This window comes from Micromonospora sp. FIMYZ51 (assembly GCF_038246755.1).
In the GTDB taxonomy this organism is placed as follows: Bacteria; Actinomycetota; Actinomycetes; order Mycobacteriales; family Micromonosporaceae; genus Micromonospora.
This window is the reverse complement of sequence record NZ_CP134706.1, coordinates 470,508-483,300: the sequence shown is the minus strand read 5'-3', so window position 1 is coordinate 483,300 and position 12,793 is coordinate 470,508. Positions and strand designations below refer to the sequence as shown.

Annotated in this window: 12 protein-coding genes; 6 read left to right on the top strand and 6 right to left on the bottom strand. The window is 70.8% G+C overall.

The features are described from left to right. Position 1 precedes the first annotated feature (1 nt). Together QQG74_RS02385 and QQG74_RS02380 are read left to right on the top strand one after the other, a co-directional pair. Positions 2-1,804, top strand: coding sequence for a M28 family peptidase (locus tag QQG74_RS02385; protein ID WP_341718643.1), 1,803 nt, complete (start codon positions 2-4; stop codon positions 1,802-1,804). Continuing rightward, a complete protein-coding gene (locus QQG74_RS02380) occupies positions 1,771-2,859 on the top strand; it encodes an aminotransferase class I/II-fold pyridoxal phosphate-dependent enzyme (protein WP_341718642.1) in 1,089 nt (362 codons plus the stop codon). The genes QQG74_RS02385 and QQG74_RS02380 overlap by 34 nt, the downstream gene beginning before the upstream one ends. Before the next feature lies 1 nt (position 2,860). Here QQG74_RS02380 and QQG74_RS02375 read toward each other — a convergent pair whose 3' ends face one another. From QQG74_RS02375 to QQG74_RS02365, 3 genes are all read right to left on the bottom strand, one after another. Beyond that, positions 2,861-4,096, bottom strand: a complete 1,236-nt coding sequence (locus QQG74_RS02375; RefSeq protein ID WP_341718641.1) for an aminotransferase class I/II-fold pyridoxal phosphate-dependent enzyme — start codon at positions 4,094-4,096, stop codon at positions 2,861-2,863. Beyond that, a complete protein-coding gene (gene argJ / locus QQG74_RS02370; protein ID WP_341718640.1) occupies positions 4,093-5,232 on the bottom strand; it encodes a bifunctional glutamate N-acetyltransferase/amino-acid acetyltransferase ArgJ in 1,140 nt (379 codons plus the stop codon). Before argJ ends, QQG74_RS02375 begins: the two co-directional genes overlap by 4 nt. A gap of 117 nt (positions 5,233-5,349) precedes the next feature. Further along, positions 5,350-5,559 carry a winged helix-turn-helix domain-containing protein gene (locus QQG74_RS02365; RefSeq protein WP_341721112.1) on the bottom strand — a complete coding sequence of 70 codons (210 nt, stop codon included), beginning with the start codon at positions 5,557-5,559 and terminating at the stop codon, positions 5,350-5,352. 435 nt (positions 5,560-5,994) lie between these two features. Here QQG74_RS02365 and QQG74_RS02360 point away from each other — a divergent pair, with 435 nt between their 5' ends. Continuing rightward, a complete protein-coding gene (locus tag QQG74_RS02360) occupies positions 5,995-6,288 on the top strand; it encodes a hypothetical protein (RefSeq protein WP_341721111.1) in 294 nt (97 codons plus the stop codon). On the opposite strand, the gene QQG74_RS02355 is transcribed toward QQG74_RS02360, so the two are convergent. The 3 genes from QQG74_RS02355 to ligD (QQG74_RS02345) form a co-directional block, all read right to left on the bottom strand. Further along, on the bottom strand, positions 6,272-7,024 hold the full coding sequence (locus QQG74_RS02355; protein ID WP_341718639.1) for a TIGR03089 family protein: 753 nt from the start codon (positions 7,022-7,024) through the stop codon (positions 6,272-6,274). The two genes, QQG74_RS02360 and QQG74_RS02355, sit on opposite strands and share 17 nt — an antisense overlap. A 325-nt stretch (positions 7,025-7,349) precedes the next feature. After that, positions 7,350-8,267 carry a non-homologous end-joining DNA ligase gene (ligD, locus tag QQG74_RS02350; protein WP_341718638.1) on the bottom strand — a complete coding sequence of 306 codons (918 nt, stop codon included), beginning with the start codon at positions 8,265-8,267 and terminating at the stop codon, positions 7,350-7,352. 23 nt (positions 8,268-8,290) lie between these two features. Beyond that, positions 8,291-9,232, bottom strand: coding sequence for a non-homologous end-joining DNA ligase (ligD, locus tag QQG74_RS02345; protein ID WP_341718637.1), 942 nt, complete (start codon positions 9,230-9,232; stop codon positions 8,291-8,293). An 85-nt stretch (positions 9,233-9,317) separates the two neighbouring features. Here ligD (QQG74_RS02345) and QQG74_RS02340 point away from each other — a divergent pair, with 85 nt between their 5' ends. The 3 genes from QQG74_RS02340 (at position 9,318) to QQG74_RS02330 (ending at position 12,789) form a co-directional block, all read left to right on the top strand. Continuing rightward, positions 9,318-10,424 carry a Ku protein gene (locus tag QQG74_RS02340; protein WP_341718636.1) on the top strand — a complete coding sequence of 369 codons (1,107 nt, stop codon included), beginning with the start codon at positions 9,318-9,320 and terminating at the stop codon, positions 10,422-10,424. Positions 10,425-10,499: 75 nt separating this feature from the next. Beyond that, positions 10,500-11,924: a M1 family metallopeptidase gene (locus QQG74_RS02335; protein WP_341718635.1), complete on the top strand. Its 1,425-nt coding sequence runs from the start codon at positions 10,500-10,502 to the stop codon at positions 11,922-11,924. 211 nt (positions 11,925-12,135) lie between these two features. Then, a complete protein-coding gene (locus tag QQG74_RS02330) occupies positions 12,136-12,789 on the top strand; it encodes an FKBP-type peptidyl-prolyl cis-trans isomerase (RefSeq protein ID WP_341718634.1) in 654 nt (217 codons plus the stop codon). Positions 12,790-12,793: the final 4 nt, after the last annotated feature.

The window sequence follows — 12,793 nt, the reverse complement described above, 5'->3', positions numbered from 1 at the left end:
CGTGGGGCCGGACCCGATCGTCAACCACTACCTCGCCGAGGTCGCGGTCGACGAGACTCTCTCCTGTGTCGAGCGGCTGGCCGGCCTCGACCGCTACCAGGCGTCCACCGGGCTGACCAGGGCCGCCGATGTCGTGGCCGACGCCGCCGATCGGGCTGGGCTCACCGAGGTGCAGATCCGTCAGTATCCCGCCGACGGCGCCGCGCACTGGTGGTCGTTCCGGGCCCCCGTGAGCTGGACCCCCCGAGAGGCCCTCCTCCGGCTCAGCGGTCCCGGCGGTGCCGCCGTCGAACTCGACCACCACCGCAGCCCGTTCGCCGTCGCCACGTACTCCTCGGCCACACCGGCCGGCGGCACGACCGCGCCTCTGGTCGAGTTGCACGGTGCCACCCCCCTGGGCGGTGCGCTCGTCGTGGTGGACCGGCCCGACTACCTGGACGGTTCCCTGCTGCCCCGGCTGGTGGCGGCCGGCGCCATCGGTTTCGTCACCGACGGGCCGGCCCGGGACGACGGCGGAACCACCTGGCGCGGACGGATCGAACTACCGCCCGACACCAGCCTGCTGGCGTTCAGCCTGACCCCGCCCGAGTTCCGCGTCGCCGCTGAGCTGGCCCGGGCCGGGGGGCAGGCGACGGTCCGGATCGTCGTCGACCGTACGGCGAGGATGCCGGTGGTGTCGGGCCTGCTGCCAGGCATGGATCCGCAGGCCGACGAGATCTGGGTGACCGCCCACCTGTGTCACCCGCGTCCCAGCGCCAACGACAACGCCTCCGGGGTGGCGGCGGCTCTGGGTGCCGCCGCCGCCATCGGTCGTGCCGGCCGGTCGGGCCGTCCGGATCGACCCGCCCGAGGGATCCGCTGGTTCTGGGGGCCGGAGTTCCTCGGCGTAGCCGCCGTGCTGCACGAGCACCGCGACGGGCGGCTACCCGCTGCCGTGCTCAACCTCGACATGGTCGGCGAGGACCAGGCCAGGTGTGGTTCCCCGTTCGTCGTCGAGCGACCGCCGGATCTGCGGCCCTCGCTGGTGCCGGCGCTTGCGGAACATGTGGTCGACGCGGTGTTCGCGGGCACGTCGACCGGGACGGGCGACACCTGGACGGCCGTGGAGTTCGACGGTTTCTCCGATCACGCCCTCTTCGCCGACCCCTCGATCCAGCGACCCGCCGTGCAGTTCTGCCATCCGGCTGACCGGTTCAACCACTCCGCCGCCGATACGCCGGACAAGGTCTCACCGTTGGAGATGCGTCGTTCGACCGCCGCCGCAGCGGCCTTCGTCCACCTGGCGGCGGGTCCCGGTGAGCCGGGCTCGGCCCGGCCCGGCGCGGTGCGGCGGTGGTGCGCAGCGCAGCAGGAGGCGGCGGCGCGGATCGCCGCCCGGCACGGCGACCCGTGGGGGTACGGACTTCGCGACCACGTGGCGCGTTACACGGCCGGCGTCGGCGCACTGCTTTACGGCGCACCCGTAGCTGCCCCGGACCGGCGGGACCTCGGCGGGCTCACCGCAGCTTGGGAAGGGCCGCTGAATCTACGGGCCATGCAACAGGCCCTGCCGGGCGGGACCCGCGCGGCGGTGGCCGGGGCGATCGCGACGGACAAGTCCTGGCTGTCCGTGCTCTTCAACCTCGCCATCCGGGCCGACGGCAGCACCGACCGCCACGGTCTGGTGGCCACCACCTCGTACGCCCTGCGCCGGCCGCTGGCCGGACCGGTCGTCGACCTGCTTGTGGACGCGCTGCTGGAGTCCGGCTGGGTCACGGAAGGAGCAACGCAATGCCCCTCGCCAACGACTCGTACCGCGGGCTGACCTCCCTGGCTGACGACGGTGACCTGCTGAACCTGGCCTGGACGGTGGACGAGCGCGAGTTCCTCGCGGTCGACCTGGCTGCTCTGCTCACCGGTGAGCTGGCCGACGAGATCGCCACCGGGTTGCCCACGATCGGCAGTTATCTGGTGCAGGATCCGTACGGGGAGGCGTTCCTGGGCCCGACCGTTGCGGCACTCAACCCGACGGCCGCCGGCCGACTCCACGTCACCGCCGCCGCCGGGGTGATTCCGCTGTTGCACGCGCTCGCCGGTCTGGCCGGGCGCGAGTCGGCCTACATCCTGGGTGACGTGTATCCCGACCTGCCGCACTGGGTGCGGATGGCCGGCGGGCGGTGCGTCTCGCGGTTCGACTTCGCAACTGCGGACCACGTCCGGAACATCGTGCGTGGCGGGGCACGGCTCGTCCTGCTCGACCGGCCGGCACTGGCCGGGGTGTCCATGGCGCATGACGAGCTGCGGGAGTTGTGCAGCCGGCTGCCCGAGCAGGTGACCGTCGTCGTGGACGAGGCGTACGCGAACTATCTCCCGCCCGAGGACAGCGTGGTGCCGCTGGTCGACGAGGTGCCCAACCTGGTGGTCGTCCGGAGCGTGTCCAAGGGATACGGCATGGGCGGCCTCAGGGTGGGCTTCGCGGTGTCCTCGCCCGAGGTGACCCCCCGGTTACGGGAGTTGCTCCCGCCGATGTTGCCGTCCTCGCTCTCCCTACGCCTGGCCCGGGCGATCCTCGCGGCCGGTGACGTCTTCGGGCCGTTGCGCAGCCGGGTCGCTCAGGCCCGTAGCGAGACGCTGGCCGTCTTCGACGACGCTGGCGTGCACGGCGCACGTCCGGCAGCCCGGCACGTGCCATTTCTCTTCTTCGCCGACGAGGATGATCCCGGGCCGGTCCGGCTACGGTCGCTCGGGATCCTCGGCAAGCGGCACACGTACTGGAGCGAACGGCAGCGGAGCACGGCCTACCGGTACCGGCTCAGCGTGCCGCTGCGCAGCGACCGGATGGCGCTGTTGCGGGCGAAGTTGGGCGGGCTCACGGCGTAGGTCAGGCCAGCCGGCCGAGCCGCCGCAGGGCCTCGTCGAGCACCGGCCAGGACGTACCCACGTTCATCCGCGCGAAGCCGGCATGGTCGCCGCCGAAGCGAGCGCCGGCCACGAGCCGCAGGCCGCAGCGTTCTTCGAGGTACGCCGAGAGGTCGTCGGGTGCCGACGCCGGCACGACCCGGCGCAGGTCCAACCAGAGCAGGTAGCCGGCCTCCGGTGCGGCGCATCCGATCGACGGCGCATCCCGGGCCAGCACCCGCCGCGCGTGCTGGACGAGGCGCTGCACCAACGCCGTTCGCTCGGCCAGCCAGTCGTCGCCGTGCCGCAGGCAGGCGTCCATCACCTGGTCGCCCAGCAGGCTGCCCTGGTGGTGTCCCCAGGACTTCAGCGCCCGCAGCAGCGGAGCCCGCTCGGCCGGTCGGCCGCAGATCAGCCAGCTTCCGGCGATCCCCGAGACGTTGAAAGCCTTACCCAGCGAACTGGCCACCGCCCATCGGTCGTGGCGCGCCACCAGCGGCCAGGGATGATGCCGCCGCCCGGGATGGGTCAGCGGACTGTGCACCTCGTCGCTGACCACCAAGAGATCAAGTTCCTCGGCGAGACCGGCGAGCGACCGCAGTTCGTCGATCGACCAGACCCGGCCGAGGGGGTTGTGCGGGTTGCACAGCAGCAGGGTCCGGGCTCCCGTGGCGAGGATCCTCGCCCGCAGGAGTTCGATGTCGAGTCCGTACGCCAGGTCAGGGCCGCGGGTCAGCGGCACCTCCACCAGCCCACACGTGGCGTCGCGGCCTACCCGACGCAGCCCGTCGTAACAGGGCGTGAGCACGACGACGGGGTGGTTCCGGTCGGCAAGCGTCTCCAGCAGCAACCGGATGGCGGTCTTCAGACCGAACGGCAACACGGCCATGGCGTCGGGGTCAGGCTTCCACCCGGTGTGTCGGACGTACCACTGCGACACCTGTTCGGGCAGCGTCGGCAGCAGGCGATGGTAGCCCAGGATCGGATGCCGCAGCCGGTCCTCGATCGCCTGCAACGCCATCGGCGGAGAGGGTAGGTCCATGTCGGCCACGCCGAGGGCGAGGTGATCCGGCCCGACGGCGTGCCACCGTTTGCTCTGCCCGGCTCGGCGGGCGCGGGCCAGTTCGGTGGGTGTGAGGGCGGGCCAGTCGTGCGGTGCGACAACGAGATCGGACGGTGCTGCCGGGTGGTCCGGCCAGGAGTGTTCCGTGACGGTCATCGGGCGTTCACCGTCACGTACGCCGCGCTGAGGTCGCAGCCGTAAACGGTGAAGGCCCCGTCGGCGATGCCCAGGTCGACTCCGATGACGACGTGGTCGCCGCGCAGGTGGTCGGTAAGCGCGGTGCGGTGGGGCGCAGCGACGCCGCCGGGGTGGACGGGCACCCCACCGAAGGACAGCCGAACCCGGTCGGCGTGGATGTCCGTGTCGTCGACGCAGGTGCCGATGGCCGCCAGCACCCGGCCGCTGTTCGGATCACCGCCATGGACGGCGGTCTTGACCCGTGGCGAGTTGATGATCGCCTTACCGACCCTCGTCGCCTGGGCGGTGTCCCGCGCCCCGCCCACCCGCGCCTCGATGAGTTTGGTCGCCCCCTCGCCGTCGCGGGCGATCATCCGGGTGAGGGCCAGGGCCGCGTCGTGCAGCACGCTTGTGAACTCCGCTTCGTCGACCGGGCCGGCCAGTCCGTTTGCGAACACGGCGGCGGTGTCGCTCGGCGAGGTGTCGGAGTCGACGCTCACCGCGTTGAACGTGGAGCTGACCACCTGCCGGAAGATCCTGTCGAGGGCGTCCGCCGGCAGCAGGGCGTCGGTCGCGAAGAAGGCGAGCATCGTCGCCATGTCCGGCTCGATCATGCCGATGCCCTTGGCGAAGCCGACGATGGAAGCCGAGCCGCAGCGACGGTGGACGATCTTGGGTCGGGTGTCCTTGGTGAGGATCGCCCGGGAGATCCGGTGGAAGTCGGCCGGCGGAAAGGAGCTGGGCAGCGCCGCGAGCCGCTTGCGCATCGTCGGCATCGGGTACTGGCGCGCGATCGACCCGGTCGAGGCGATGAGCAGCTCCTCGGCGGGAATGCCGAGTGCGTCGGCCACCAGGTCGCGGGTCTCCCGGGCGTTCGCCAGGCCCTCCTGGCCGGTGGCCACGTTCGCGTTGCCGGAGGCCACGATCACCCCCTGCGGGGCGGCGGCCCGCAGCGCCGACCGACTGAGCTCGACACTCGGCCCGGCCAGCCGGGACCGGGTGAAGACTGCGGCACAGGTGGCCGGGGCGGCCGAGACGAGGACCGCGAAGTCATCACCATCGGCGCGCAGCCCGGCATTGGTCACGACCGATCGAAAGCCCCGTGGGTCGCTCATCGTCCTGATTCCCCCGTCATGGACAACGCTCGACATCAGTATGGCAGTCGTCGATCACCCCCGTTGTCCCGCTGGAGAGCGGTACGCGGTGGCGGATGCGCCGGCCCCGCCCTGTCCTCAGCGCTCGGCAGCCTCCGCCACGAAGACGCCGCGACCCGGGCGACCGACAAGCACACCCTGCTTCCGCAGCGTGGCGACCGCGCGGCTGATTGTGGACTGCGAGACGTCGTACTCGGCTGCCAGCTTGCGTCCGGAGGGCAGCTGAGAGCCGGGCGGGTAGGTCCCGTCCTTGATCTTGCCAAGGAGAGCATCGAGCAGCTCGTCCATGGTGGGCGGAATTGGCACAGGGTCCCCTGCGGTCGATTGGCGGACCCAGTATCAGTCAGCGATCGAGACGCAGGCAACACATGTAGCGCTGATGACATAGGTAGGTAGCTGACTCAGAGACATCCTTGACATAGGTGGTTCAGTGGCAATACTGTGACTCTCGGTGATGCGGGCTGTTGCGGTCGGTTGGCGCCTCTCGTACCAGATTTCGTGTCGCCGCTGGTAGACCCCCACTCCCGCGCGCTTCCCCCGCGCGGCCCTGCTGTCGTACCGCCGATCGAGGCTGCGGCGGTAGGGCAGGGGCGGCCTCCGCCGCCGGCACCGTGGCGGAGGCCGCCCTTCCACTTCACGTGATCCGAGGAAGGGCGGCAACCCGTGCAGCACGAATCGACACCACGCGGAGATCAACTTTCCATCGACGACGAGCGGCCACCGGTGGGTGAACGGTGGGTCATCCATCTGCCGGTCAGTGCGCCCGATCTGGCTCGGGCGCGGATGTTCGCCCGTACCGTCGCTCGGTTGCTGGCCCGGCTCAGCGCCCGCGTCGAGCCGGGCGGGGCGACCGTCTCGGCCGAGGACCAGCAGTGCGTACGCCATTGGGTCTTCTGTGACCAGCGGATGCCCGGCGGCGGGCGGTGCGTGCTTGCGGTGGATCACAGCCCGCCCTGTTCCGCGCGCCCGGCGCGGCTCGACCGCCGGACGACGCGCCGGTTCAGAGGATGCGGGTGACCTGCTCGGCGGTGGCGACGGTGTCCCGGTGGGCCGGGTCCAGGTTGGTGCAGAGCACCACCGAAGCGCCGGCCGCCAGCGGCGCGAGCAGCCACTTCAACGGATGGTCGTGCTCGGCGACATCGACCAGCAGCCGGTCACCGGCCCGCAGGTCGAGTTGCTCGGCGACGGCCTGGGCGAGCTGGCCCCATTCGGCATAGCTGGTGCCGTCCGGGGTGGCCGAGTCGGTGGCGTGCAACAGTGGCCGGTCGGCCGGGAAGCCGCCATGCCGCAGCAGCTCAGAAGACCAGTCGAGCCAGCCGGCCGGCACCTCGGTCAGCGGCTCCGGCCCGGTGCCGACCAGGTAGCGGTGCACGCCGTCGGGCACGTCCTCCAGCCAGTCGTCGAGCCGCTCCGGGGTGACCAGCACGGCGTCGTACGGTCGCTCGCCGCCCGGCTCAAGCACCGGCAGCCCGGCGGTGGCGCGCGGCCGGAACGACACCTCCAGCCCCACCGACCAGGCCCCGAGCAAAACCGCAGCGGTACGCGGATGCGGCGGCAGCAGCACCGCCACCCGGCTGCCCGGGATCAGCCCGCACCCGTCCCGCAGCAGGCCAGCGGCTCGCGCCGACCAATCGCCCAGCTCAGCGGCGGTCAACTGCTGGCGCTGCCCGGTCCGCTGGTCGAGGTAGGCGAGCAGCGGCTGCTCCCGCTCGGCGAGGCCGACGACGGAGAGCACGGGCAGGGCAGCAGACATAGCTACGTCCTACTATCTGCTGCCCGACCTGTCGAGCCCGTCCCGTCAGTTCCGGGACTTGAAGTACGCCGGGCGGTCCGGGAGGCGATTGGCCAGGACGACGGCGCCTGGGCGCGGGCGCGCGGCTGGGCGCTGTGGAAGGCGCTGCTGTTGGTGCGACAGCACCTCGACACCGCACCCGAGTTGGCCGCCGCCAACCAGCACGTGATCGCCGAGGTCCTCGACGCCCACGATCGCCTCGGCTGATGGTGCCGGTGGACAGCCGATCCCTGGCGACCGCGCGTTAACCGGTCCGTGGCGACCGCGCGTTAATAGGGGGCCCTTCCTATGCACGAGGCGTTAATAGGGGGCCCTTCCTTCGCAGAGGGGCGAACAGGTCGCCGTACTCTTCGACTCGTTCCAGGACTTCGGCGGCGGTGAACCGGCGGACGGCCGGCCGCTTTCCGCGCGTGCCGGCCTCCACCTCCTCCCAGGTCAGCGGCGTCGACACCGACGGGACGGCCTGGGCGCGCAGCGAGTACGGCGCGACCGTGGTCTTCGCCGCGTTGTTCTGACTCCAGTCGATGAACACCTTTCCGGGACGCAGTTTCTTCGCCATTTTCGACACGATCAGTTTCGGGTGTTCGCGTTCCAGGTCCTGGGCGATCCGCCGGGCGTAAGCCGACACGTCGTCGGCGGACTGGGTGCCGGCGATCGGGCAGCAGAGCTGCATGCCCTTCTTGCCGGAGGTCTTCGGGTACGAGTCGACACCCTCGTCGGCGAGCCGGTCCCGCATCAGGATCGCCACCGTGCAGCATTCCTCCAGCCCGGCGGGCGGGCCCGGGTCGAGGTCGACGACCATCAGGTCCGGGTGCGCGCCGACCTTCCACTGCGGGGTGTGCAGTTCCAGCGCGGCGAGGTTGGCCAGCCAGACCAGGGTGGGCAGGTCGTCGGCGACCACGTAGTCGATGGTTTCCCGGCCCTTGCTCGACCCGGGAGCGGGCAGGTTCTCGGTGCGGACCCAGGCCGGGGTGGCGGCCGGCGCGTTCTTCTCGAAGAACGAGTTGCCCTCCACCCCGTTCGGGTAGCGGATCCGGGTCAGTGCGCGGTCGGCCAGGTGCGGCAGGAGCACGGGCGCGATCCGGGTGTAGTAGTCGATCACCTCACCCTTGGTGAAGCCGACCTGCGGGTAGAGCACCTTGTCCAGGTTGGACAGCTCAAGGGTGTGGCCCTCGACTTCCACCCGGAGTCGTTCAGCTGCCATCGGAGACCTCCACCCGGAGCCGTTCAGCTGCCATCCGAGACCTCCTCGGCCGGTTTGTCCGGCCGCAGCCGCAGCACCCGGGGAAACCGGAGCCGCCCGTCCGGCGTGCGCTGGCCGTACTTGACCTCCACCACCACCTGAGGGGTTACCCAGATCGCGCCCCGGGCATCCTCCCGGGGCACGTCACCGGTGAACGGCGAGGCGGTGGTGCGTAGCGGCTCCAACTCGCGCAGCAGTTGCCGTTCCAGCGCCGCGCCGATGCCGCCGCCGACCCGACCCCGGTAGACGAGCCGCCCGCCGGCACCGGGCACCCCGACCAGCAGGCCGCCGATCCGCCGCGCACCGGGCCGCCAGCCACCGACCACGAAGTCGCCGGTCACCTCCAGTTTGACCTTGAGCCAGTCGGGCGAGCGGACCCCGGGCCGGTAGGCCGAGTCGAGCCGCTTGGCCATCACCCCCTCCAGGCCGTGTTCACCGGCGGCCTCGTAGGTGGCCGGGCCGTCGGCGAAGACCGGGGGCACGGCCCAGCGCGCCGCACCCAGTCCCAGCTCGTCGAGCGCCTCCCGGCGTCGGGCGTACGACCAGCCGGTCAGGTCCGCGCCACGCAGCCGCAACAGGTCGAAGATCATGTAAGTGACGGGCACGCTCGCCGCCAGCCGGGCCGCCTTGACCGGATTCCGTACGTGCATCCGCTCGGCCAGTGCGGTGAACGAGGGTCGTCCGGCCTCGTCGAAGAGGACCACCTCCCCGTCGAGCAGGGCGTCGTCCACCTGCTCGGCGAGCGGGATCAGTTCGGGGTACGCAGTGGTGATCTCCGCGCCGGAGCGGGCGTAGAGGCGCTGCCGCCCGGCACCGATGTCGGCAAGCGCGCGTACGCCGTCCCACTTGAACTCGTACGCCCAGCCGTCGCCGGCCGGGAGTTGCCCGGTCATCGCGAGCATCGGCTTGAGCGGCGCGCCGGGCACGTTCCGACTGTAGTACCAGGCAGAACGCCTCGCGCCCGGTTCCATCTGGTGCGAGCATGGTCGATACCGGGGAAGGGGGCGCAGGATGCGGGCCATCTGGAAGGGAGCGGTGTCGTTCGGGCTGGTCTCGATCGGGGTCAAGCTCTACTCGGCGACCGAGGAAAAGGACATCCGGTTCCACCAGGTGCACCGGGAGGATGGCGGGCGAATCCGCTACAAGCGCACCTGCCAGGTCTGCGGCGAGGAGGTCAGCTACGACGACATCGCCAAGGGCTACGACATCGGCGGCGGGGAGATGGTGATCCTCACCGACTCCGACTTCGCCGACCTGCCGTTGAGCACCTCGCACGCGATCGACGTGCTGGAGTTCGTACCGGCCGAGCAGGTCGACCCGATCCTCTACAACAAGGCGTACTTCCTGGAGCCGGAGGGCACCGCGACCAAGCCGTACCTGCTGTTGCGGGACGCGCTCACCGACTCCGAGCGGGTGGCCATCGTCAAGGTGGCGCTGCGCCAGCGGGAGCAGTTGGCGACCCTGCGGGTCCGCGACGGCGTGCTGCTGTTGAACACCATGCTCTGGCCCGACGAGATCCGGAAGCCGGACTTCGGCTTTCTCGACGAGGACCTGAAGGTCCGGCCGCCGGAGCTGGCCATGGCCACCTCGCTCATCGACTCGATGGCCGGCGACTTCCAGCCGGACGAGTTCACCGACGACTACCGGACCGCGTTGCAGGAGGTCATCGACGCGAAGGTGGAGGGACGCGAGGTGGTCCAGCCGGAGGAGGCCGAGGAGGCTCCGCCGGCTGCCGTCGACCTGATGGCCGCCCTCAAGGCGTCGGTCGAGCGGGCTCGCGCGGCGCGCGGCGAGGCGGGCGCGGCAACCGGCGGCGGCGGTGGCGGTGGTGGTGGCGGCGGTCGTGCCGGCGGTGGCGGTGGTGGCGGTGGCGGTGGCGGTCGTGCCGCCGGCGGTGGCGCTGGCGAGCCGACCCCGATCACGTCAGCGCGCTCCGCCCAGCAGAAGGCGGCGAAGAAGGCGCCGGCGAAGAAGACCACCGAGAAGAAGGCCACGACGGCGAAAAAGGCCACCGGGGAGAAGAAGACGCCGGCCAAGAAGGCCCAGCCGGGCAAGAAGGCCGCTGAGAAGAAGACGACGAGGACAGCGAAGAAGGCCGCCCCGCGCAAGACCGCCTGATCCTGACCGTTAGTCATTGACCAGGTAAATCGTGAATCCTTACGCTCCCGGGCAACCCCCATGGAGAGGATTCACATGCGATTTCCTCGCTCGCGTGGTGCCGCGCTGGCCACCGCCGGCCTGTTGGCCGCCGGTGCGCTGGCGGCACCGGGCACGGCTGGCGCGGCACCCGGCAACCCCGGCGCTCCCCGCTTCTCGCCCGGCGCGCCGAGCGTCGGCGACCCGTACTTCCCCGACCAGGGCAACGGCGGGTACGACGTCCAGCACTACGATCTGAACTTCTCCTACGACCCGGCGACCCGCTTCATGGCCGCCACCGCGACGATCACCGCCCGAGCCACCCAGGATCTCGATCAGTTCAACCTGGACTTCCGGGGGCCGGAGATCTCCTCGCTGACCGTGAACGGGAAGAAGAACGACTTCACCCGGGACGGCCAGGAACTGATCGTCACCCCACGCCCGAAGCCGAAGACCGGGCAGATGTTCACCGTGGTGGTCACGTACGCCGGGGTGCCCGGCCCGGTGACCGATCCGGACGGTTCGATCGAGGGCTGGATCCCGACCGACGACGGTGCCTTCGTCGTCGGCGAGCCGCAGGGCACGCCCGCCTGGTTGCCGAGCAACGACACCCCGACCGACAAGGCGACGTTCCGCTTCACCGCGAAGGTGCCGGAGGGGTTGACCGCCGTCGGTAACGGCCAACTCCTCTCCCAGCAGACCCGCGACGGCTGGACCACGTACGTCTGGGACAACACCGAGCCGATGGCGACCTACCTGGCGACGATCACCATCGGCCGGTTCGTGGTCACCGAGTCGGTCACGCCCAGCGGCATCCCGTCGTACGTGGCGATCGACCCCCGCCTGGTCGCCGGATCGGCAAACGCGGTGTCCCAGATCCCGAAGATGATGGAGTTCTTCACCGAGCTGTTCGGGCCGTACCCGTTCGCCTCGACCGGGGCGATCGTCGACTACGCCCCGCAGGTGGGTTACGCCCTGGAGACCCAGACCAAGCCGATCTTCTCGAACACGGCGAGCGTCGGCACCATGGCCCACGAGATCGCGCACCAGTGGTACGGCAACAGCGTCTCGCCGGAACGCTGGAAGGACATCTGGCTCAACGAGGGCTTCGCCACCTACGGCCAGTGGATGTACACCGAGCACAACGGCGGTGCGACGGTCAACCAGACCTTCAACAGCAGCAGCAACTACGGGCGGGCCGCCTCCTCGTCGTTCTGGCAGGTGGTCCTGGCCGACCCCGGCCCGATGGACATGTTCAGCAGCATTCCGTACAACCGGGGCGCGATGACCCTGCACGCGCTGCGCGGCAAGGTCGGTGAGGAGGCGTTCCTGCGGATCCTGCGGCAGTGGGCGGAGATCTACAAGTACAGCCACGCCGCCACGGCCGACTTCATCGGGCTGGCCGAGCGGGAGTCCGGGCAGGATCTGACCGCCTTCTTCGACGTGTGGTTGTTCCAGAAGGGCAAGCCGACCTCCTGGTGAACCGCCCTGTCCTCAGCAGGTGGCGGCCGATCGGCGTCGGCATCGATGCGGGGCCCGGAATCCTTTCCGGGCCCCGCACATCTGTCCCAATCGACGCAGGAATCCCACCGGTCACGATCGACCGTCGGAAGTACGCCGGCCACCAGGTACCGTGTGTCGGCGACGGCGTCCGTGGCCGGACGCATCCATCTCTCATCAGGGAGCCGAGGACGTGAGCGAGCACGCGGGCGGGCAGGAGAGCAAGGCACGGCGGCGACTGGCCGAACAGTTGGCCGAGCAGAAGGCGGCCGAGGCCAAGCGCCGCCGGCAGGCCTGGGCCGGGGCCTTCGCCGCCGTCGCCGTGGTCGGCGTACTGATCACCGTGTTCGTGATCATCGGACAGCGCGGTGGGGACGACTCTCCCGAGCAGGCGGCGGGCACCGCGTCGGCGTCGCCGAGCGACGTGGACCCGGCGGCCCCGGGTGCGCCACCGGCGCCGCAGCTGCCGGAGGGTGCCGACCCGGCGCTGGGCAGCAAGCCGAACGTCACGGCCGGCGAGGGCAAGCTGACCGAGCTTTCCGTCACCCCGCTGATCGAGGGCACCGGTCCGAAGGTCACGGCCGGCCAGACGATCACCACCAACTACGTGGGCGTGTTCTACGAGAACGGTGAGCAGTTCGACTCCTCGTGGGACCGGGGCGAGCCGGCCACCTTCCCGATCGGCGTCGGCCAGGTCATCGAGGGCTGGGACAAGGGCCTGGTCGGGGTGACCGTGGGCAGCCGGGTGCAGCTCGACATCCCGGCCGAACTGGCGTACGGCGACGGCGCGGGCGGACGCCCCGGCGGCCCGCTGCGCTTCGTGGTGGACGTGCTCGCCGCTCAGTAGGGGG